At 65.4% G+C, this 22130-nt stretch carries 20 protein-coding genes; 13 read left to right on the forward strand and 7 right to left on the reverse strand.

All coding sequences use genetic code 11. The features are described from left to right. The 5 genes from QX041_RS07205 to QX041_RS07225 are packed head-to-tail and all read left to right on the forward strand — an operon-like array spanning position 1 to position 4604. Positions 1–942, forward strand: coding sequence for a sugar ABC transporter permease (locus tag QX041_RS07205; protein ID WP_315712132.1), 942 nt, complete (start codon positions 1–3; stop codon positions 940–942). Then, a complete protein-coding gene (locus tag QX041_RS07210) occupies positions 935–1783 on the forward strand; it encodes a carbohydrate ABC transporter permease (protein WP_315826885.1) in 849 nt (282 codons plus the stop codon). Before QX041_RS07205 ends, QX041_RS07210 begins: the two co-directional genes overlap by 8 nt. A gap of 22 nt (positions 1784–1805) precedes the next feature. Further along, positions 1806–2903, forward strand: a complete 1098-nt coding sequence (locus tag QX041_RS07215) for a Gfo/Idh/MocA family oxidoreductase (protein ID WP_315826886.1) — start codon at positions 1806–1808, stop codon at positions 2901–2903. Positions 2904–2913: 10 nt separating this feature from the next. Next, positions 2914–3558, forward strand: a complete 645-nt coding sequence (locus QX041_RS07220; protein ID WP_315712128.1) for a ThuA domain-containing protein — start codon at positions 2914–2916, stop codon at positions 3556–3558. Beyond that, a complete protein-coding gene (locus QX041_RS07225; protein ID WP_315712126.1) occupies positions 3555–4604 on the forward strand; it encodes a LacI family DNA-binding transcriptional regulator in 1050 nt (349 codons plus the stop codon). Before QX041_RS07220 ends, QX041_RS07225 begins: the two co-directional genes overlap by 4 nt. A 9-nt stretch (positions 4605–4613) precedes the next feature. Here the strand turns inward: QX041_RS07225 and QX041_RS07230 are convergent, their stop codons facing one another. Further along, positions 4614–5012, reverse strand: a complete 399-nt coding sequence (locus tag QX041_RS07230; RefSeq protein ID WP_315751659.1) for an MAPEG family protein — start codon at positions 5010–5012, stop codon at positions 4614–4616. A gap of 73 nt (positions 5013–5085) precedes the next feature. Next, positions 5086–6891: a class I poly(R)-hydroxyalkanoic acid synthase gene (locus QX041_RS07235; protein ID WP_316164782.1), complete on the reverse strand. Its 1806-nt coding sequence runs from the start codon at positions 6889–6891 to the stop codon at positions 5086–5088. A gap of 138 nt (positions 6892–7029) precedes the next feature. On the opposite strand from QX041_RS07235, the gene QX041_RS07240 reads away from it, so the two are divergent. The 5 genes from QX041_RS07240 to QX041_RS07260 all read left to right on the forward strand — a co-directional run bounded on the left by QX041_RS07240 (position 7030) and on the right by QX041_RS07260 (position 12311). Continuing rightward, positions 7030–7449 carry a hypothetical protein gene (locus tag QX041_RS07240; protein ID WP_316164783.1) on the forward strand — a complete coding sequence of 140 codons (420 nt, stop codon included), beginning with the start codon at positions 7030–7032 and terminating at the stop codon, positions 7447–7449. 233 nt (positions 7450–7682) lie between these two features. After that, positions 7683–8903, forward strand: coding sequence for an LL-diaminopimelate aminotransferase (locus tag QX041_RS07245; RefSeq protein ID WP_315712121.1), 1221 nt, complete (start codon positions 7683–7685; stop codon positions 8901–8903). A gap of 39 nt (positions 8904–8942) precedes the next feature. Continuing rightward, positions 8943–10262, forward strand: coding sequence for a homoserine dehydrogenase (locus QX041_RS07250; protein ID WP_315712119.1), 1320 nt, complete (start codon positions 8943–8945; stop codon positions 10260–10262). Positions 10263–10466: 204 nt separating this feature from the next. After that, positions 10467–11468 carry a class II fructose-bisphosphatase gene (gene glpX, locus QX041_RS07255; RefSeq protein ID WP_315712118.1) on the forward strand — a complete coding sequence of 334 codons (1002 nt, stop codon included), beginning with the start codon at positions 10467–10469 and terminating at the stop codon, positions 11466–11468. A 123-nt stretch (positions 11469–11591) separates the two neighbouring features. Continuing rightward, entirely contained in the window at positions 11592–12311 is a 720-nt protein-coding gene (locus tag QX041_RS07260; RefSeq protein ID WP_316164784.1) for a haloacid dehalogenase type II, read from the forward strand. A gap of 10 nt (positions 12312–12321) precedes the next feature. On the opposite strand, the gene QX041_RS07265 is transcribed toward QX041_RS07260, so the two are convergent. Further along, complete coding sequence (locus tag QX041_RS07265) at positions 12322–13410, reverse strand: methyl-accepting chemotaxis protein (RefSeq protein WP_315751656.1); 1089 nt, start codon at positions 13408–13410, stop codon at positions 12322–12324. 308 nt (positions 13411–13718) lie between these two features. Here QX041_RS07265 and recJ point away from each other — a divergent pair, with 308 nt between their 5' ends. Then, the gene (gene recJ, locus QX041_RS07270; RefSeq protein ID WP_316164785.1) at positions 13719–15560 is read left to right on the forward strand and encodes a single-stranded-DNA-specific exonuclease RecJ; all 1842 of its coding nucleotides are present in this window, start codon (positions 13719–13721) and stop codon (positions 15558–15560) included. An 868-nt stretch (positions 15561–16428) separates the two neighbouring features. After that, the gene (locus QX041_RS07275) at positions 16429–17436 is read left to right on the forward strand and encodes a serine hydrolase (RefSeq protein WP_316164786.1); all 1008 of its coding nucleotides are present in this window, start codon (positions 16429–16431) and stop codon (positions 17434–17436) included. Positions 17437–17589: 153 nt separating this feature from the next. Here QX041_RS07275 and QX041_RS07280 read toward each other — a convergent pair whose 3' ends face one another. Then, positions 17590–17991 (reverse strand): hypothetical protein, encoded by a 402-nt coding sequence (locus QX041_RS07280; RefSeq protein ID WP_315751655.1) that lies wholly within the window; start codon positions 17989–17991, stop codon positions 17590–17592. 280 nt (positions 17992–18271) lie between these two features. Here QX041_RS07280 and QX041_RS07285 point away from each other — a divergent pair, with 280 nt between their 5' ends. After that, positions 18272–19069 (forward strand): NYN domain-containing protein, encoded by a 798-nt coding sequence (locus QX041_RS07285; protein ID WP_315751654.1) that lies wholly within the window; start codon positions 18272–18274, stop codon positions 19067–19069. Between the two features lie 54 nt (positions 19070–19123). Here QX041_RS07285 and QX041_RS07290 read toward each other — a convergent pair whose 3' ends face one another. The 3 genes from QX041_RS07290 to QX041_RS07300 form a co-directional block, all read right to left on the reverse strand. Then, positions 19124–19702: a hypothetical protein gene (locus QX041_RS07290; protein WP_316164787.1), complete on the reverse strand. Its 579-nt coding sequence runs from the start codon at positions 19700–19702 to the stop codon at positions 19124–19126. 317 nt (positions 19703–20019) lie between these two features. Next, positions 20020–20790: a DUF6968 family protein gene (locus tag QX041_RS07295; RefSeq protein ID WP_316164788.1), complete on the reverse strand. Its 771-nt coding sequence runs from the start codon at positions 20788–20790 to the stop codon at positions 20020–20022. 91 nt (positions 20791–20881) lie between these two features. Then, positions 20882–22102, reverse strand: a complete 1221-nt coding sequence (locus tag QX041_RS07300; protein ID WP_316164789.1) for a lytic murein transglycosylase — start codon at positions 22100–22102, stop codon at positions 20882–20884. Between the last annotated feature and the right edge of the window lie 28 nt (positions 22103–22130).

Genomic DNA, 22130 nt, shown 5'->3' on the forward strand with positions numbered 1-22130 from the left:
GTGGCACGTCCGATCGCGAGTTCGCCGGCGATGGGTGTATCGCCGGCATCGCTCTCCACGCGCGCGGTGGGCGGCCCGAGCTGGGACGGCCGCTTCACCGTCCTGATCCTGTTCCTGCCGCCGGCGCTGCTGCTGTTCACGCTCTTCGTGGTGCTGCCGATCGGCGAGGCCGCCTGGTACTCGGGCTTCAACTGGAATGGGTTCGGCAGGCCGACCCATTGGATCGGCTTTGACAACTATCGTTTCGTGCTGGAGACGCGCGCGTTCTGGCTCGCGCTGCGCAACAACGGCCTGATCATTGCGGTCTCGCTGTGTGTCCAGTTGCCGCTGGCTCTGACGCTGGCCCTGATGCTCGCGGAGCGGTTCCGCGGCGCGGTGGCACTGCGCATGCTGTTCTTCATGCCCTATATCCTCGCCGAGATCGCGACCGGGCTGATCTTCAGCTTCGTCTATGACGGCGATTACGGCCTGGTCGCGTCGATCTGGCGCAGCTTCGGCGCCGAGCCGCCGCATCTGCTGGCCTCGACCGACACGGCGATGCTGGCGGTGCTGATCGTGATCGTCTGGAAGTATTTCGGCTTCCACATGATGCTGTTCATCGCCGCGCTGCAGAGCATCGACAAGAGCCTGATCGAGGCCGCCCGGATCGACGGTGCGACGCGGTCGCAGAGCCTGCGCCACATCGTCATTCCCTTGCTCTACCCGACGATTCGGCTCTCGGTGTTCTTCGCCATCGTCGGCTCGCTGCAGCTGTTCGACCTGGTGATGCCGCTGACGCGCGGAGGGCCCGCCGACTCCTCGAATACAATGGTGAGCTTTCTCTACAACAACGGCATCTCCCGGATGCGGGTCGGCTATGGCAGCGCCATCGGCGTCATCCTGTTCGTGATCTGCGTGACCTTTGCCTTCACCTACAAGCGATGGTTCATGCGCGATGAATAAGGTGGAGACGTTCCGGGCACCATTCGATCCCGCCGTGCTGTTCAAGACGGTGTTCCTCGCGATCGTCGCCATCTTCGTGCTGGTGCCGCTGCTTGCGACGCTGCTCGGTGGCTTCAAGTCGCTCGGGGAATTGCGCGTGAATCCGTTCGGCCTGCCGCAGCACTGGGCGTGGCAGAACTATGCCGATATCCTGTTCTCCGGGCGCTACTGGCAGCTCCTGCGCAATTCGCTGATCATCTCCACGCTGACGGTCGTTCTGACTCTCATCGTCGCGTCGATGGCGGCCTTCACCTTTGCCCATGTCCGATTCTACGGCAGCTCGATGCTGCTGAGCTATTTGACGCTCGGCCTGCTGTTTCCGGCGGCGACCGCGGTGTTGCCGCTGTTCATCAAGGTGCGCGATCTCGGGCTGCTCGACACCTATTTCGGCGTCGCGCTGCCGCAGGTCGCCTTCAGCCTCGCCATGAGCGTGCTGCTGCTGCGCCGCTTCTTCAAGGACATCCCCTACGAGCTGCTCGAGGCCGCGCTGGTCGACGGCTGCAGCTATATCAAATTCTTCCGCTACGTGACGTTGCCATTGTCGCGCCCGATCCTGGCGACGGTCGGCACCATTACCTTCGTCAACAGCTGGAACGCCTATCTGCTGCCGCTGGTGATGCTCAACACCGATGCGCTGTATCCATGGCCGCTCGGCATCATGGTCTATCAGGGCGAGTATTCGTCCGAGTGGCACCTGATCCTCGCCTTCATCACCCTGACCATCCTGCCAACGATCATCCTCTTCCTCCTGGCGCAGAAGCACATCGTTGCCGGCCTGACGTCGGGCGCGGTCAAGGGATGAACGGGACCTCACGGAGACCCCAATGAGAAAAGTCGGCATCGGCATCATCGGCTGCGGCAACATCAGCACCGCCTATCTGAAGGCGGCCCAGCGCTTCCCCGTTCTGGACATCAAGGCGCTCGCCGACATGCGCAGCGACGCAGCCGAGCGACAGGGCGCAGCCTTCGGCCTGCCGGCGATGCGGGTCGATCAATTGCTGAAGCGCGATGACGTCGAGATCGTCATCAATCTCACCGTGCCGCTCGCCCATACCGACGTCAGTCTCGCCGTGCTAAATGCCGGCAAGCACGTTCATTCCGAGAAGCCGCTCGGAATCGACGTCGCGGAAGCCCGCAAGGTGATCGAGCTTGCCGCGCAGAAGAACCTGCGGGCCGGCTGCGCGCCCGACACGTTCCTCGGCGGCGGCCACCAGACCGCGCGCAAGCTGATCGACGACGGCGCGATCGGCACGCCTGTCGCGGGCAGCGCGTTCTTCGGCTGTCCCGGCCATGAGCGCTGGCATCCGGCGCCGGGCTTCTATTACCTGCGCGGCGGCGGCCCGATGCTCGACATGGGCCCGTACTACATCACCGATCTGGTGCAGTTGCTTGGCCCGGTCGCGAGCGTGATGGGCTCGACCGCGCGCCCAAGATCCGAACGCCTGGTCACCAGCCAGCCGATGAACGGCACGCTGATCCCGGTCGAGGTCGCGACCCACGTCGCGGGCACGCTCGAGTTCGAGAGCGGGGCGGTGGTCTCGGTCACCATGAGTTTCGACGTTCCGAAGCACCGGCACGCGCCCATCGAGATCTATGGCGCCGAGGGCAGCATGCTGGTGCCGGACCCGAACCGCTTCGGCGGCGAGGTCCAGATCGCCAAGACCGGCGGGGACTGGCAGACGATGCCGTTGACGCATGGTCACGTCGACGGCGAGTTCCGCTCCATCGGCGTGGCCGATATGGCGACCGCGATCCTGAACGACCGGCCGCATCGGGCCAGCGGTGCGCTCGCCTTCCACGTGCTGGAGGTCATGGAGGCGTTCCAGACCTCCGCAAGCGAAGGGCGGCGGGTCAAGATCGAGAGCCGCGTGGAGCGGCCGGCGATGTTGCCTGTTGGACGCGACACCGGACAGATCGACTGAGGACAGAGACATGCGCAAGGCAATGATTGTATGGGGCGGCTGGCCAGGACATGACCCCGATCTCTGTGCCTCGATGATCCGCGGCTGGCTCAAGGCGGAAGGCTTCGAGGTGCGGATCGAGACCACGACGGCCGCGTTCGCAGATCCTGCGATCCACGATCTGTCGCTGATCATCCCGATCTACACGATGTCCAAGATCGAGAAGGCGGAAGCGCTCAACCTCTGCGCGGCGGTGCGCAGCGGCGTCGGGCTCGCCGGCCATCATGGCGGCATGTGCGATGCCTTCCGCGATTCGGTCGACTACCAGTTCCTGTGCGGCGGGCAATGGGTCGCCCATCCCGGCAACATCATCGACTATCGGGTCGACTTGACCAGGCCGGACGATCCCATCATGAAGGGCCTGACAAGTTTCGAGCACCGTTCAGAGCAGTATTACATGCACGTCGATCCGGCCAACGAGGTGTTGGCGACCACGACCTTCACCGGAGAGCACGCCCCGTGGATCGAGGGGGTGGTGATGCCGGTGGTCTGGAAGAAGCGTTACGGCGCGGGCAGGGTGTTCTATTCCTCCCTCGGCCACCGTGCCTACGAGCTCGACGTGCCGGAGATCCGGACGTTGATGACCCGCGGCATGCTATGGGCGGCGCGCGAGTGACGGCTGACGCGAACCCGTTACCGGTCCGGGCCACGCTGGAGGACGTCGCGCGGACGGCGGGCGTGTCGCTCGCCACCGTCGACCGCGTCATCAACCGGCGCGAGGGCGTGCGTGCCAAGACCGTTGCCCGGGTGGAGGCCGCTGTTGCCAAGCTGGGTTATCGCGCCGACGTCGCAGCGGCACGGCTCGCGCGCGGCCAGAGCTTCCGCTTTGCCTTCGTGCTGCCGACCGGTGGCAACAGCTTCATGACCATCCTGACCGAGCAGGTCCAGCGCACGGCAGAGTGGCTGGCCGGCCAGCGCGGCTTCATCGATATCCTCCACGTCGACGTGTTCGATCCTGACGTGCTGGCCGGTGCGCTGGAGAACCTGTCGCCGGCCTATCAGGGCGTTGCGGTCATCGCGCTGGATCACCCCAGAGTGCGCGCCGCGATCGACGAACTCACCGCGCGCGGCGTCGCGGTGGTGACCCTGGTCTCGGACGCCCCGAGCTCGCGCCGCCTGCACTACGTCGGCATCGACAACCCTGCCGCGGGGCGGACGGCGGCCACGCTGATGGGGCGCTATCTCGGCGGTCGCGAGGGGACGGTTGCCGTGATCGCGGGATCATTGTCGCTGCGCGATCACGCCGAGCGGCAATTCGGCTTTCACCAGATCCTGTCCAGCGAGTACCCGAACCTGCTCGCGCTTCCGGCAATCGAAGGCCGCGATGAGAGCGAGCGCACGCGGGAGCTGACCGCCGCGCTGCTCGCGCGCCATCCGGATCTGCGCGGCATCTACTGTTGTGGCGCCGGCAACCGTGGCATCGCCGATGCCCTCGAGGCATCCGGCCGCGCCCGGGAGGTGGTCTGGATCACCCATGAGCTGACCCAGCACACCAGGCGGTTCCTGGTCCGCGGCACGTGCGACGCCATCATCAACCAGGATCCCGGCCACGAGGCGCGCTCGGCTGCGCGGGTCCTGCTCGCGCATTGCTCGGGCGAGCCGATCAGCCCCGATCAGGAGCGCATCCGCATCGACATCTTCCTGCGGGACAATCTTCCCTAGCCGACAGGCCTAGAGCCAGCCGAAGATCGCGAGCGCCAGGACGGCCTGGGCGATGAAGCCGACGACGAACGCAAGGGTGCGAAATACGGGCAGGCCGATCGCGTAGACGATGACGTGGGCGACGCGCGACCAGAAATAGACGGCGCAGGCGAGCACGGTCCATTTGGTCGAATAGTCGATCGCGTTGAGGATCAGCACCAGCGGCGCGAAGATCACGAGGTTCTCGACCGCGTTGTCGTGCGCGAACATCAGCCGGGTCGCCCACGGCGCGTGCGGCTTGTCGTTGCGGGAAGGGTTGGCCATCGCGCCCGTCAGGCCGCGGACCTGGCAGCGGTTCAGGATGTAGGGAACCCACAGCAGGCCGGTCAGAATGACCGTGAGCGTCAGCCAGAACAGTTCGCGCGTCATCGAGATCCCCTCAACTGATTCCCGTCCCGTCCCGGCGGGACGGAGCGTTTATAGTCAATCGCGGCGGATCGCGCTATGCGCGGACGCGGACATAGGAGCCCGGCGCATCCTCGAGCGGTGGATAGGCCTCGCTGCCGACGCCGCGCGCGGGCACCTCTTCCGGATCGAGCTGGCTCAGCCATTCGCGCCAGTCCGGCCACCACGAGCCCTTGTGCTCCTGTGCGCCCTTCATCCAGTCCTTCAGCGAGATGTCGTGGATCTGGTCATTGGTCCAGTACTGATACTTGCCGGAGGAGGGGGGATTGACGACGCCGGCGATGTGGCCCGAGCCCGAAAGCACGTACTTCACCGGACCGCCGAAAAATTGCGATCCGTACAGCACGGAGTCGGCCGGCGCGATGTGGTCCTCGCGGGTGGCGAGGTTGTAGACCGGCACCTTCACCTTGGAGAGATCCAGCAGCGTGTTGTCCAGCACCATCGTGCCCTGCGTCAGCCGGTTCTCCAGATAGCAGTTGCGCAGGTAGTAGGAATGGTTCGCCGCCGACATCCGCGTGGCGTCCGAGTTCCAGTGCAGCAGGTCGAATGCCTGCGGCGGCTGGCCCTTCAGGTAGTTGTTGACGACATAGGACCAGATCAGGTCGTTCGAGCGCAGCATGTTGAAGGCCATCGCCATCTTGCTGCCCTCGAGCACGCCCGAGGCCTGCATGTCGCGCTCCAGCGCCGAGATCTGGGTCTCGTCGACGAACACCAGGAGATCACCGGCATGGGTGAAGTCGACCTGTGCGGCGAGGAAGGTCGCCGAGGTCACGCGCTGGCGGCGCTTGTCGGCCAGCCAGGCGAGCGTCGTCGCCAGCATGGTGCCGCCGACGCAATAGCCGAGCGTGTGCACCTTCATCTCGCCCGTCACCTTCTCGATGACGTCCATCGCGGTGAGCGGGCCTTCCTTCATGTAGTCCTCCCAGGTCTTGGTCCCGAGCGACTTGTCGGGATTGACCCAGGAGATCACGAACACCGTCAGGCCCTGATCGACGCACCATTTGATGAAGGATTTCTCCGGGCGCAGATCGAGGATGTAGAACTTGTTGATCCAGGGCGGCACGATCAGGAGCGGCGTCCGCAGCACGCTCTCCGTCGACGGCGCGTACTGGATCAGCTGCATCATCTCGTTCTGGAAGATCACCTTGCCCGGCGTCGTCGCCATGTTGACGCCGACCTCGAGATTGGCCGGGTCGGACTGGCGGATCTTCAGCGAGCCCTTGCCGGCCTCGATGTCCTCCGCGAGCATCTGCATGCCACGCACAAGATTATCGCCGCTCGACGCTACCGTCTGCCGCAGCACCTCCGGATTGGTCAGGACGAAATTCGAGGGCGCCAGCGCATTGGTGATCTGGTTGACGTAGAACTCGGCCTTCTTGCGCGTGTGCGGATCGAGGCCCTCGGCATTGTGGACAAGGTCCTGCGCCCACTGCGTCGTCAGCAGATAGGCCTGCATCACGAAATCGAAGAACTGGTTCGACTTCCATTCCGGATCGGCGAAGCGCTTGTCGCGCGGGGAGGGCGAAATGGCCGGGGGTACGTCTTCGCCGGCGAGACGGCGCGCGGCCGAGCCCCACAAATCGAGATAGCCCTTGGCGATCTTGGTCTGGATGTCGCTGGCGCGATCCTTGTCCGACAGCCAGTAGTCGGCGACGGCGGTGAAGGATTTGACGACTTCGGTCAATTCGGTTGGTGGCCGGTCCTGAACTTCGCCCGTCTCGCGCGGCTTCAGGTAGGCCGAGAGCGCCTTGCCGCTGCTTTCCATGGCTTTCGCGATGTTCATCGCGAACGCTTCCGCATCGAATGTTTTTTCTGGATTGCTGCTGTTCTGAACGTCGGTCATGGCTGGATCACACTATCGCGTCGGGACCGTTTCGTCACCGAGCGAGATCAATAATCCGCGAGTTTGCGGCAAATTCGATTTCTGATTGTTGCGCTGCGAAAAAATCTCTCGCTTCCGACATCATGATCACGTAGCTGGATGAAATTCCTGTTCAAGCCGGTCACGTTTCGAGTGACAATTGGTTGTGCTGCGGCAAAATGCGCCGCGTTGCGGTTTGGCCGGGGACCGTCGACTGGAAGTTGGGGGCTGAGGGACGTGCGCGTGGGGACGCAGGGGCGAGGCTGGAGTTCGGGACGGCGCGCCCTTGTTGCGGGGCTCGTTGTGTTCGGCGCGCTCGCGCTTGCCGGGTGCTCCAGTCCAATAGCGGACATGCCTTCGCTCGACGCGGATGCGATCGCCCGGCCCAAGGAGCCGGGCGGGTATCTGCCCGTCAACGACGTGCCGCGCGACCGCGATGCGCCGATCATCTCGCCGCAGGAGCGCGACAAGATCGAAAAGGAGCTGCTCGCGGCGCGCGACCGCCAAGCCTCGGCGGGCACCAGCACCAGGCCCAAATGATCGGCCAGGGACAAGGGCTGGGCGATCGGCCGCCCGGAGCGGCGTAATTGTCTGGCGCGGCGCGGCGGCCATGATAAAACAACCGGAATCAACACCTCCGCGTGTCGTTGCCAGCCAAGCCGCGAGCCCGTGCTAAGCTCCTGATCCAGCACCGGTTTCAAGGCATGGCGTGCGCCGCCGCAGCGCCAGCTCTGCTGGCGAATCCGCCCCCGGTTGCCGGAGCCGAGAGACCCATGGAAGATTTCTATCGCATCCGCCGTCTGCCGCCTTACGTGTTCGAGCAGGTCAACCGGGCCAAGGCGGCCGCGCGGAACGCCGGGGCCGACATCATCGATCTCGGCATGGGCAATCCGGATCTGCCGGCGCCGCCGCACGTGCTGGAGAAGCTCAGGGAGACCCTGGGCAAGCCGCGGACCGACCGCTATTCGGCCTCGCGCGGCATCGTCGGACTGCGCCGGGCGCAGGCCGCCTATTACGATCGCCGTTTCGGGGTGAAGCTCAATCCCGACACCCAGATCGTGGCGACGCTCGGCTCCAAGGAAGGCTTTGCCAACGTCGCGCAGGCGATTACCGCGCCGGGCGACGTCATTCTCTGCCCGAATCCGAGCTATCCGATCCACGCCTTCGGCTTCCTGATGGCGGGCGGCGTGATCCGGTCGGTGCCTTCCGAGCCGACGCCGCAGTTCTTCGAGGCGGCCGAGCGCGCGATCATTCATTCCATCCCGAAGCCGCTTGCGCTGATCGTCTGCTATCCGAGCAACCCGACCGCCTATGTCGCGAGCCTCGACTTCTATCGCGACCTCGTCGCATTCGCGAAGAAGCACGAGATCCTGATCCTGTCGGACCTCGCTTATGCCGAGGTGTATTTCGACGACAAGAACCCGCCGCCGTCGGTGTTGCAGGTGCCTGGCGCGATGGATGTCGCGGTCGAGTTCACCTCGATGTCGAAGACCTATTCGATGGCCGGTTGGCGCATGGGCTTTGCCGTCGGCAACGAGCGCATCATCGCGGCGCTGGCGCGCGTGAAATCCTATCTCGATTACGGCGCGTTCACGCCGGTGCAGGTCGCGGCCACGGCTGCCCTGAACGGTCCCGACGACTGCATTCGCGAGATGCGCGACGTCTACCGCAAGCGCCGCGACACACTGGTCGAGGCGTTCGGCCGGGCCGGCTGGGAGATCCCGTCGCCGGAGGCGTCGATGTTCGCCTGGGCGCCTTTGCCAGAGAAGTTCAAGAGCCTCGGCAGCATGCAGTTCGCGACGCTCATGGTCGAGAAGTCCGGGGTCGCGGTGTCGCCGGGCGTCGGCTTCGGCGAGCATGGCGAAGGCTATGTCCGCATCGCGATGGTTGAGAACGAGCAGCGCATCCGGCAGGCCGCGCGCGGCGTCCGCCGCTTCCTTGAAAGCGGGATCGAAACGTTGCACAACGTCGTTCCCATCGCCAACCGGCGCTGAGCCCTCCCGTACTTTCCTTTCGACAGGTTCTTTGATTCCATGGTCGCACCCCTGAGAGTGGGCATCGCGGGCCTCGGCACCGTGGGTGTCGAGGTCGTTCGTCTCATCGAGCGTGAGGGACGCGTGCTCACCGAACGCACGGGGCGCCCGGTGAAGGTCGTCGCCGTGACGGCGCGGTCGAAGGCCAAGAAGCGCGGCATCGATCTGTCCGGGATCAAATGGGCCAAGGATCCGATCGCGCTGGCGAGCGATCCCGAAATCGACTGCCTGGTCGAGCTGATGGGCGGTGCCGGCGATCCCGCGCTGTCGGCGATCGACACCGCTCTCAAGGCCGGCAAGTCGGTGGTGACGGCCAACAAGGCGCTGATCGCCAAGCACGGCCTGAAGCTCGCCAAGGCGGCCGAGAAGCATGGTGGTGCGCTGAACTTCGAAGCCGCCGTCGGCGCGGCCATTCCGGTGGTCAAGACCCTGCGCGAAGGGCTCACCGGCACCGGCATCAGCCGCGTCTATGGCATCCTCAACGGCACCTGCAACTACATCCTGACTCGGATGGAGCAGGAGGGGCTGTCGTTCGACGAATGTCTGAAGGACGCCCAGCGTCTCGGCTATGCCGAGGCCGATCCGTCGTTCGACATCCATGGCCACGACACCGCGCAGAAGCTCGCGATCCTGGCGAGCCTCGCCTTCGGCACCCAGGTGGCGCAGAACTCGGTCTATGTCGAAGGCATCTCCTCGATCGCGCCGGAGGACCTGCGCGCGGCGGCGGAGCTCGGCTACCGCGTCAAGCTGCTTGGCGTTGCCGTGCGCACCGCCAAGGGCATCGAGCAGCGGGTGCACCCGACGATGGTGCCGAAATCCTCCTCGATCGCCCAGGTGATGGGCGTCACCAACGCGGTCACGATCGACGGCGACGGTATCCCGCCGATCACGCTGGTCGGTCCGGGAGCAGGGGGCGCCGCGACGGCGTCCGCCGTCGTTGCCGACATTGCCGACGTCGCGCGCGGCATCCGCGCCGCGCCGTTCGGGCGTCCGGTCGACAGGCTGCAGGCGACCGAGAAGGCGCCCATGGAGCGGCACGAGGGTGGCTATTACATCCGCCTGATGGCGCGTGACCACGCCGGCACGGCCGCGACCATCGCCACCCGGCTCGCCGAGCAGAAGATCTCGATCGAATCGATCGTGCAGCGCCATCCCAATGGCAGCGAGCCGGCGAAGACGGCCGGCAAGTCTGCGCCGGTGCCGGTCATCCTGATCACCTATGCGACACACGAGGACGCCGTGCATCGCGCGCTCCAGGCGGTGCAGCGCGACAAGGTCATCAGCGGCAAGCCGCAGGTGATCCGGATCGAGAAGAACTAGCGCATGATGCCCAGGGAACCACTTGTCCCTGCTCAAACAAACGCGTGGCGTTTGGTATAGGTTCATGCTCAAACCGGGAGAATAGACAGGCGGGGAGCGGCCGTTCGTGCCGACCGCCTGACCCGGATGCCGCCCAGGGGGGCGGCGTGCGAGCGGTAGATTTTGATGGCGGATGTCCGCCTTGACGTCTTGAGGAGTTGATCGATGTCGACGCAGATTTCTGTCCCGCAACAATTGCTGCTCGAGCGCATCCTGACGCTGGAGCTGGTGCGCGTGACCGAACGGGCGGCGGTGTCGGCGGCGCGGTTGCGCGGCCACGGCCAGGAAAAGCCGGCCGACCAGGCGGCCGTGGATGCGATGCGCCGCGAGCTCAACAAGCTGCCGATCGAGGGCACGGTCGTGATCGGCGAGGGCGAGCGTGACGAGGCGCCCATGCTCTATATCGGCGAGAAGGTCGGCCTCAATGCCGGGCCCAAGGTCGACATCGCGGTCGACCCGCTCGAGGGGACGACCTTGTGCGCCAAGAACATGCCGGGCGCGATCGCAACCATGGCGATGGCCGATGGCGGCACGCTGCTGCATGCCCCCGACGTCTACATGCAGAAGATCGCGGTCGGCCCCGGCTACGCCAAGGGCGTCGTCGACATCGACGCGACGCCGGCCGACAACGTGCGACGGCTCGCCAAGGCCAAGGGCGTCGAGCCCGGCGCGATCACGGTGCTGGTGCTCGACCGTCCGCGCCACGCCGACATCATTCAGGGCGTCCGCTCGACCGGCGCTGCGGTACGCCTGATCACTGACGGCGACGTCGCCGGCGTGATCCACTGCGCCGATCCCGACAACACCGGCGTTGACATGTATCTCGGCACCGGCGGCGCGCCGGAAGGCGTGCTGGCCGCGGTGGCGCTGCGCTGCATTGGCGGCCAGATGCAGTGCCGCCTGATCCTCGACACCGAGGAGAAGCGCGAGCGCGCCCACAAGATGGGCGTCGGTGATCCCAAGATGATCTACGGCATCGAGGACATGGCCCGCGGCGACTGTCTGTTCGCGGCCACCGGCGTCACTACCGGCTCGCTGCTCTCCGGCGTCAAGTTCCGCAAGGACGGCGTGATCGAGACCGAGACCGTCGTGATGCGCTCGGTCACCGGCACGGTGCGCTACATCCGCGCGGAGCATCGCCAGTTGGCGAAGTTCCACCTCGACTGATCCAGCACAGTCGTTCCGGGGCACGCGGAGCGTGACCCCGGAATCTCGAGATCGTGGCGCGAGATCCCGGGTCTGCGCGCTGTGCGCGGATCCCGGAATGACGAAATTGGAGAGCGGCTCAGCATGTCCGACCTGTCCATGGTCAAGGCGCTGGTGTTCGATGTGTTCGGCACCGTCGTCGACTGGCGCATCAGCCTGATCAACGACTTCACCGCGTGGTCGAAGACCCGCGGCATCCAGGGCGACTGGACCGCGCTGGTCGATGGCTGGCGCGGGCTCTATGTCGGCTCGATGGACGAGGTCCGCAGGCATCCGGAGCGCGGCTACGTCATCCTCGACGTGCTGCACCGGCGCTCGCTGGAGACGCTCGTCGCCCAGCTCGGCATCACCGGCTTGACCGAAGCCGATCTCGATCATCTCACCCGTGGCTGGCACCGGCTGCATCCGTGGGCCGACAGCGTCGCCGGGCTGACCCGGCTGAAGTCCAAATACATCATCGCGCCGCTCTCCAACGGCAACGTCGCACTGCTCACCAACATGGCGAAGTTCGCGGGTCTGCCCTGGGACCTCGTGCTCTCCGCCGAGCTGTTCGCGCACTACAAGCCCGACCCCGAAACCTATCTCGGCGCCGCGCGTCTGCTCGGTCTTGCGCCCGGTGAGGTGATGATGGTCGCCGCGCACAACAATGATCTCGAGGCGGCGCAACGCTACGGACTGAAGACCGCCTTCGTCGCCCGCCCCACCGAATACGGCCCGCTGCAGAGCCGCGACTTCGAAGCCACCGGCGCCTGGGACATCGTCGCCGATGATTTCAACGGCATCGCCGACCGGCTCGGCTGCTGATCGCCCTGCCTCACGCGCCCGACACGATCACGCCATACCAGCCGAGCCCCTTGTAGGTCTCGTAACCGGGCGTGGCGTGGAACGCGACCATGCGCCCGGAGATGTCCTGATAGAAGCCGCTGCGTTTGCCATCGAGCTTCAGCGACACCCGCTCGCTGAGAATGCCCTGGCCGTCCGAGGATGCGATCACGCGCAGATTCGAATCCACCAGCAGCACGCGGGCCTTGTCGCTTTCGCTGACGCGCACGCCCTGGACGATCGCGCGCGCCTGCGCTTCCCAATCGAAATGGATCGCGAGCACGCCAAGCGGCTTGCCATGCGCCTTGCCGTCCTCGCGCACCGAGGCGCAATAGGTCGCGACCTGGGCGTTGCCGAGCAGCGGCTGGCACTCGACGTCGCCGGCGACGTAGTCGTCGCCCGAGCGCAAGCCCCGCGCCTCGCGAAACCATTTGGTGTCGGCGACGCTCTGGCCGACGACGTTGAAGCGGTCGGCGCGGCCGTTGGCGATCACCTTGCCGCTCGGATCGCACAGCCACAGATCGAGATAGACGGTGTAGGCGGAGAGAATCACCGCGAGCCGTTCGGAGACGTGCGTGACGCGGGCGGCATCGGGCGCGGCGGCGCAATCGACCACGGCGGAGTCGGTCGCCCACCAGCGGACGTCGCAGGTCCGCTCATACAGATTGCGGTCGATCAGTTCGATCGCGTTCAGCGCCAGATCGACCATGCGCTCGCCGCGGGCGCGTTCGGTCATGCGCTCGATCGAGCTCTTCAGATTGCCGGTGCGCGTCGTGAGCTGGCCCTCCAGCTCGCGCGCGATGGTCTCGACGAGTTGGCCGACGGCGCGCACCTCCTGGGCCACCACGGCGAAGCCTGCGCCTTGCGCGCCCACCCGCGAGCTCTCGATCAGCGCGTTCAGCGCCAGCATCTTCATCTGGTTGGTGATCTGCTGGATCGATTTGGTCTTCTCGCAGGCGATCTGATTGACCTCGCCGGTGAGCCGCGCGATCAGCGCCGAGACGTCGGTCTCGTCATCCTTGGGAGTCGTTTGTGCCGGAGCGGCGGAGGGCTGCGTCTTCAACTCGGGCGCGGTCAGCATCGGCAATGAACTCCATGTTGCCGCGCCTCCTGGTCGGCACGAAGAGGGCGGACAAATCGGACGTAATAATTGATTGAAATGTTACGGAGTTCGCCTAATGGCTGTTTAATGCACTCCATCGAACGCAGCTCTAATTTTAGGCAACCAGCCGTATATGGCGGCATTTCCCTGATTTCCTGTGAGTTCCGCCAAGTTCTGGGACGATTCTGGTGGGTTTCATGGATGGAACCTGCTGAGGCAGGGCAGTTGCTGTAGATTCGACTGCGTCCGTTTCGAATCGCTGCGCTGCAAGCGAGGCCCCGCGCATCATGGCACCATCCGCCCTTGCACTGCCCCTGAGCGCCCCGCAGGCGTTCCTGGGCGTGCGGCTGTCGCTGACCAACAAATTGTGGCGCGACCGGCTGGATGCGCGCGGCGCGGCGCGCGCGCTTGCGATGGTGCAGCGCTATCAGTTGCCCGAGATGCTGGCGCGCGTGCTCGCCGGGCGTGACGTCGAGATCGACGCGGTCAACGACTTCCTCGATCCGACCATCCGCAAGCTGATGCCGGATCCGTTCACGGTGACGCAGATGGAGGCGGCGGCGCAGCGCATTGCCGACGCCGCGGTCAAGGGCGAGACGGTCGCGATCTTCGGCGACTACGATGTCGACGGCGCGACCTCGGCGGCGCTGCTCGCCTGGCATCTGCGCCATTGCGGGCTCGATCCGCTGATCCACATTCCCGACCGCATCTTCGAAGGCTACGGCCCGAACGTCGACGCCATCCGGGCGCTCGCCGGCAAGGGCGCGACGCTGCTCGTGACGGTCGACTGCGGCACCACCAGCCTCGAGCCGCTGGCGGAGGCGCGGCGGCTCGGCATGTCCGTGGTGGTGATCGATCACCACCAATGCGGCGAGGAGCTGCCGGAGGTCGAGGCGCTGGTCAATCCGAACCGGCCGGATGATCTTTCCGGCCTCGGCTATCTCGCCGCGGTCGGGCTGACGCTGGTCACGCTGGTTGCGGTCAATCGCGAGCTGCGCGGCCGCGGCTTCTGGAGCAGCACGCGCCCGGAGCCGGATCTGCTCAGCATGCTGCATCACGTCGCGCTCGGCACCGTCGCCGACGTCGCGCCGCTGATCGCGCTCAACCGCGCCTTCGTCGCCAAGGGCCTGATCGCGATGCGCCGGCGCGACCATGTCGGGCACACCGCGCTGATGGATGTCGCCCGGCTCAACGGTCCGCCCGAAGCCTGGCATCTCGGCTTCATGCTGGGACCGCGCATCAATGCCGGCGGGCGCATCGGCCGCGCCGATCTCGGCGTGCGCCTGCTCCTGGAAAGCGATATCTCCGAAGCCGCGCGCATCGCCGCCGAGCTCGATCGGCTCAACAGCGAGCGCCGGATCATCGAGCAGCAGGCCGAAGCGCAGGCCGAAGCGGAGGCGCTGGCCTCGCTCGGGCTGGAGGACAAGGGCGCCGTCATCGTGACCGCATCCGAAGGCTGGCATCCCGGCGTGGTCGGGCTGGTCGCATCCAGGCTCAAGGAAAAGTTTGCCCGGCCGGCGTTTGCGATCGCGCTCGAGCCGGGCGGCATCGGCACCGGGTCGGGCCGCTCGATTCCGGGCGTCGATCTTGGCAAGGCCGTCCGCCACGCCGTGGAGCAGGGCATCCTGATGAAGGGCGGCGGGCACGCGATGGCCGCCGGCGTCACCTTGCGCAAGGAGCGGTTGGCCGAGTTTCGCGCCTTTCTCGAAAGCGCGCTCGCCGCCGACGTCGCCGACGCACGTCACGTCAACGAGATCCTGATCGACGGCGCCATCAGCGCGCGCGCCGCGACACCCGAGCTGGTCGCGACGCTCAATCGCGCCGGTCCCTTCGGCAGCGGCAATCCCGAGCCCATCGTGGCGCTGCCGTCGCATCAGCTGGTTTACGCCGACGAGGTCGGGCAGGCGCATCTCAAGCTGCGCTTCAAATCCGGCGACGGCGCCGCCGTGAATGCGATCGCATTCCGCAGCGTGGGCCAGAAGCTCGGCAACGCCCTGGTTCAGCATCGCGGCCAGATCCTGCACGTCGCCGGCACCCTCACCGTCGACCGCTACCAGGGTGTCGAGCGCGTGCAACTGCGCGTGCTCGATGTCGCCGTGCCGGACCATGGGCCGGCGATGATCAGGTAGAGCAACATCGACGAGTCGTCCCGGACAAGCTGCGTGCGTCGTCGAAGCGCCGATCCTGACCCATATGCCGCAGCCGTTGTTGTGAGAACGAGATGCCCACCTCGATCGTGCCTCGAACTGCTCCCGGTAGGTATGGGTCCCGGCGCGGAGGCCGGGACGACATCGGAGTATGACGGCCGTCGCGCTTCCCATAATGCGCGCATGATTTCACATCCCGCCGCGCCATCGCGCCCGAGTGATGCATCGTCAAGGACCCTCCCGATGAAAGAGGGCGCAGGGAATGCCGGGTGAAGGCCTCACCCATGGCCCGCCTGCAAACAAAAAGCAGGCGGCAGTCACCACAGGCAAAGCCGTTTCAACCGGCATTCCCTGCGCGGAGGTCTTAACGCTTATACGCGATCTCCCCGGTGTCCGGCTTGTTAGCCACCGTCGCCCCGGGATCATCATCTCCCAAGAGCTTGGCGCCAGCATCGGGGCGCCAGGACCACGCGATTTCACGTCCGCAACCTGCCGTTCGTCCGCGTACATCGAGCACGCTGCAACACGATCGCGGCCACCGCATCCCGCCCTCCACGTTCATGACGATCGCGAAACGTCCCTCTCATGAGGACGGGATGCGGATGTTATTTCCGATTTTCGGAACAAAAGCAAGCGGAAAGTTTGAGGGCGGGGCTGGCTGCGGCGGCCATCTGGCTGATGCTGCGGGTGAAAATAAAAAAATTGCAACGGGGCATGTTGCGTCATCGAGCGGTGGAGATCCGCGGCCATGCAGACAGAGACATCGATGGCCGGTGACCTCTGTACCGTCCGTCGGTCTTGCTCTAGCATTCTCGACATCGGTTTTGTCGAGACGGGAATGAACGTGCCAATGCGACGTCCGCTTGCCGTGCTGGCAATCCTTGCGATGGGTTGGTCCTGGGCTCAGGCCGAGCCGGGACTGCATTGGCGGACGGCAAGCCCGGACGAGACGCCCTGGTCTGCACCGATCGCACGCGAGGTGCAGGAGTTTGCGGTCGAACAGAAGCCGACAGCGATCATGGTCGTGAGGGACGACGACATTGTTGCCTCGTTCGGCGATCTCGGTGCGAAGGTCAATGTCCGGTCCGTGCGCAAGAGTCTGCTCAGCGCGTTGTATGGCATCGCCGTCGAAGCCGGCCGGATCAACCTCGACAGCACGCTTGCCGCGCTCGAGATCGACGACGTTCCGCCGGGGCTTTCGCCGGCCGAGCAGACCGCGACGGTGCGTCAGCTACTGATGGCGCGCTCCGGGGTCTATCATCTCGCGTCCTATGAGACGGGGCAGATGAAGCAGAGGCGGCCGGCGCGCGAGAGCCATCCGCCGGGCAGTTTCTGGTACTACAACAACTGGGATTTCAACGCGCTCGGCACGATCTATCGGCAGTCCGTCGACGACGTGTTCGCAAGCTTCGACAGACGGATCGGCCGGCCGATCGGGATGGAGGATTTCTCCGCCGCAGACGGCGTGTACGTGAAGGAAGCCTCCTCGTCGCATCCGGCCTATGTGTTTCGGATGAGCGCGCGAGACCTGGCGAGGTTTGGCCTGCTGTTCCTGAACGGCGGACTCTGGAATGGGGCTCAACTGATCCCGCCGACATGGGTGACGGAATCGACCAGCCGTCTCTCGGACACCGAGCAGCCCGGACGGGGTTACGGCTATCTCTGGTGGACCTTCAGCAGCGTCCGATCCGGCATCAGCGGCTATTTTGCCTCCGGCTACGGCGGACAGCAGATCGTGGTCGTTCCCTCGAAGCACCTGGTGGTCGTCGAGCTGGTCGATCTGGCCGTGAATCGGACAGGCGTCCGAACGCAGCGCTTCCTCGATCTCGTCGGCAAGATCAGCGCGTCGGTTCCTTGAGCAGGACGTCGATGGCCCTGGCGATCAACCTCCGATGCGATTGATTGCGTCGTGTTTCCGCCGGTGCGGATCGTGGCCGAACGCAAGCTGCCGCTGGCGACCGCGTAGGCGTTCGGTTCCCAGGGGAAAGGATGACGTCAATCGCGTCGGATGCTAGCGCCAGGACGGCTTCGGCAGATGATCGGGACTGAATTTTGCCGTCGGCCGGGGCGCGGGCGGAGATGGGGCGTCGTCGGACGCCGAGAACAGCAGCAACGCCTCGAACGGCACGTCGGGTGCTTCCGCGGCATAACCGGTGCACGTGACGGGCGTGCCTCTGCAGCATCCTTCGAGGCTGAGCGTCAGCTCGTCCGGGCCGAACAACGACGGCTGTCCCGGGGCATGGCGCTTCGTCTTGATGATGGCGGTGAAACGATCGCCATGGGCCTCGTAGCTTCCGGCATAGCTCAGCACGGTGTCGCCGCCGCACACCTTGCCGCCCACCAGCTCGACGATCCCGGTTCCCTGGCCTTTGGGGGTCCTGAACCAGGCCGAATAAGTGCCTTCCTTGATCATCTGCCGCAGATCCCATCGTTGGGTGGGCGCATCGTTGTGCGACCCAAATTAAGGGAAGGTGAAAACGATCGCCAGAACAGGCCGGGAACCCGGAATTTGTTCGTATACGAATGGTGGGGGGCGCAGCAGCGCATATCTCTGTGGCCTCTGCACGCCGCGCCTCGCGTGGCCGCGCCCTGTCGCGCATCGCGAGTCTCGTCATTCGCCTCAAGAAAATCATTCGAATGGACGTCGGCCCGCGTATAAGGAATGAGACCAAGGCCTACTCAAGGACCATCTGATGCCGTCCGAACCCCGCTCGCCGCGTCTGGCCGTCCTGATCGACGCCGACAATGCCTCCGCCAAGATCGTCGACGGGCTGTTCGAGGAGATCGCCAAGATCGGCGAGGCGAGCGTGCGCCGGATCTATGGCGACTTCTCCAGCCCGCGCTCGAGGCCGTGGGCCGATACGCTGGCGCGCCACGCGATCGTGCCGCAGCAGCAGTTCGCCTACACGACCGGCAAGAACGCCTCCGACATCACGCTGGTGATCGATGCGATGGACCTGTTGCATAGCGGACGCTTCGACGGCTTCTGCCTGGTGTCGTCCGACAGCGACTTCACCCGGCTGGCGGCGCGCATCCGCGAGCAGGGCATCGACGTGTTCGGCTTCGGCGAGCAGAAGACGCCGGAGAGCTTTCGGCAGGCCTGCCGCAGGTTCATCTACACGGAGAATTTGCGCAGCGACGCGGCGAGCAGCAAGGACGCGGACAGCGCTGCGGCGCCGAAGTCGCTGCTGCCGATCAGCGCGGCGACGCCGATGATCAAGAAGGTCATCACGCAGATGGAGAGCGAGGACGGCTGGGTCGCGCTCGGCGAGGTCGGCAAGCAGCTCTCCAACCTGGTCTCCGACTTCGATCCACGCACCTATGGCTGCCGCAAGCTCAGCGACCTCGTGCGCAAGACGGGCGGCTTCGAGATCGAGGAACAGTCCAAGGGCGGCGGCTCGGTGCGCATCCGCGTGAAGGCGGCGAGCGCGTCGCAGCCCAAGGCGCGGGCGTCGAGGTCCGGCCACCGCGAGGCGACGGCCAAATCGTGATCCAGTCGGTGGCAGCGTGTCGTGGTCGGAGAGAACTTGCGAGCGGCCACGAACTCAAGAGTACATTCGGCGGTGCACGGCCGCGAACATCACTCCTGTGCGCGTATCGCCAGGTCGGAACATGAATCCGACGACAACGATAAGCAGCAACATTGAGCCTACAACGATCAGGGCGACGCCATAAGACTCCGCGCCGGATTCGGCCTGATGTTTGGAATTTGACGCTGCGGGTATGGAGGCGGGGAGGCTCTGGGGTAGAGACACTGGACCAACTTGCGCGACATCGATCCACCGCGCTGACCAGTTGGATCTGGTCATCGTCGTCTCGGGCGGGTCGTCTGATTCAGTGCTCGGCTCAAACGGCCGGGCGGCGGCCAACATTTCCGATCGCGCGTCGCGCCAATGCGGCGGCTGCTCCTTCTGCAGCTTGCGCTCGGCAGTTTGGCGTTCAACTCTCGCTATGTGGCGGCGCCTCGTCATTGGTGTGGCGTCCCAACAGTGGTTTGAGCCATGCCAGTAAATATGCACCGAACCGAAGTGATGACGCGCCTCGCTCTTGTTCATACACGAAGGAGACGCTTGCGATGGAGACGTCATGGTTGCCATGACGATGAGGATCAACGCGACACGCATGGCGTCGCTCCGTTGTTAGTTGATGTACACACGCATACTGATAAACATGCCGTCAGATGCTCGAAATCAGATCAAAAGAATGGGTAAATTGTGTCCAGTTGGACAATACGACTGTCCTATGAAGTTTGAGTTCCCATGGTGTAGTTCACGGAACCTGCAAACAATCCCCGCAATTCGTATTCGCCGCCCAGAGCTAGGGCACCGAAGTCTAGCCGGCGTGTGGGCGGCCAAGGTGTGACCGTGGCCGCAATCGAGGAGGCCCTCAGCCCTCCGTCATCGCGAACAATGACCAGTGGTCGTCGTACTCCGCGCCGTCGCTACGGCCGGGCCTCCGTCGTGAGCTTGTCGCGCATGTCGCGATGGACCTCTTGCTTCGCCTCGGGCGGACAGAACGAGATGAAGGGAAGATTGGCGTCTCCCGCCGGTGCGCCGTCCACGGCATCGGCCAGGTGATGCTCGTGCTTCTCCAGATGGACGCAGGTCCGGTAAAGGCCCAGATACAAGGCCTGGAACGAATCCACGCCGGAGATGGCCATTTCGAACGGGTTGCCCAAGCCGCGAATTTCAATGTCACAGTACCAGGATCTCGGTCCGGCCCGTCTGGGCGCGGACAGTCTGGCGACGACGGCGGTGTCCGTCGTCACATCGCGCAGCACACGCTCGGCGACGACCTCGGTCAATTTCGTCTCGGGTACATTTTCCGGCGGCACCGACGGGATCGGACCAGGCAGGGCGTCGAGCAGCTCGCGGTCGCGCTCGGTGATGAAGCGCAAAGCCTCGGTCCGCGTTTGCGGAAAGCAGCAGTCTGCGATCAGCGGGACATCGACGTCACCGGGGTCTCCATTGAGGAAGGCGAGGCTCCCCTCGTCCTCCGTAAGCAGCCTGCAGAGGAGTTTCAGCCCCAGACACAGCGACTGAAACGAGTCGACACCGCTGATCCACTTGTCGACGGGGCTCTCCAACCCCTCGATGGCAATCCTGCAGCGCCACTCGAAGTCGTCGACCCGTTCGGGCGCGAACACCCGCGCGGCGACATCGTTGCCTGTCGCCACATTCCGGTAGGTGCGCTCGGCCACGATCATCGTCATTGCTCACTCCGGTCGATAGGTTCCTGATCCCGATGAATTCGTGCGGCGAGCGGTAAGCACGTATGCGCGATCCGACCCGCGCGGACGGCCGTCAGCCGCCTTGCCGCAGCTTCGCCAGCACCTTGAGCCCGCCATAGCCGTCGGCCGGCTGGAGGCCGGCCTTGGCCTGGAAGTCGCGGATCGCTTTCATGGTGTCGTTGCCGACGCGGCCGTCGGTGCCGCCGGTGTCGAAGCCGGCTGCGGTCAGGCGCTTCTGCATCTCCTGCACCTCGGCCAAGGTCAGCGCGCGCTCGGAGCCGGGGAAGGGCTGCAGGAACGGCGGTGCCCCCAGGATGCGGTCGCCGAGATGGCAGATCGCGAGCGCGTAGCTCATGGCCGGATTGTAGGATTTCACCGAGTAGAAGTTCGGGCCGAGCAGGAAGGCGGGGCCGCCTGCGACCGGGATCCAGAGCTGCGCTGACGCATTGGGCTGCGGGAACGGCTGGCCGTCGGCGCGGGTGACGCCGGCCGCCTGCCACGCCGCATAGCTGCGACTGCCAGACATGTTGCCGGGCGCGCGCACCTCGTAGCCCCAGTGCTCGCCGCGGTGATATTTGCCGCGGTTGACGAGATAGCGCGCGGTCGAGCCGAGCGCGTCGTCGGGCCGGCCGAACGGGTTGATCTTGCCGTCGCCATCATAGTCGAAGCCGACATTGAGCCAGACCTCGGGCATCCATTGCGTGTGACCCATGGCGCCGGCCCAGGAGCCGCGCATCTCCTCCGGCGTGCTCCAGCCGCGGTCGACGATCTTCAGCGCATTGGTGAGCTCGGTCTCCCAATACGCCTTGCGCCGCGGCTCGTTCCAGGCGAGCGCGGCGAGCGCCGGAAACACCGGGCGCATGTGGTTCTGCTGCACCAGGGGATCGCCGAACGCGGACTCGACGCCCCACAGCGCGAGAAGCGTGCCGCGCTCGACGCCGAAATCCTTCTCGATGCGCGCGAACAGCGCCTCGTTCTTCTGCAGCGCGATCTTGCCGTTGATGACGCGCCAGTCGGAGACGCGACGGTTGATGTATTGCCAGAGCTGCTCCTTGAACTCCGGCTGGTTGCGCATCTCCTTGAACACGGTCATGTCGGGCTCGAGCCGTGCCATGACGCGGGTCCAGGTGGCGTGCGAGATGCCCTTGGCAAGCGCGCGGGCGCGAAAGCCGTCGCGCCAGGTCTCGAATTCGGCTGGGGCAGCCGCTACCGGCAGCGCGGGGACGAGCAGCGCGGCAGCGCCAAAGCCGGAGCGGAGCAAGGCGCGGCGGGTCATGGAATCGGGCTGGGTCATGGCGCCAGTCTACCCGGTCAGGGCGGGG

The sequence above is a fragment of the Bradyrhizobium sp. SZCCHNRI2009 genome, from assembly GCF_032485115.1.
Taxonomy (GTDB): Bacteria; Pseudomonadota; Alphaproteobacteria; order Rhizobiales; family Xanthobacteraceae; genus Bradyrhizobium.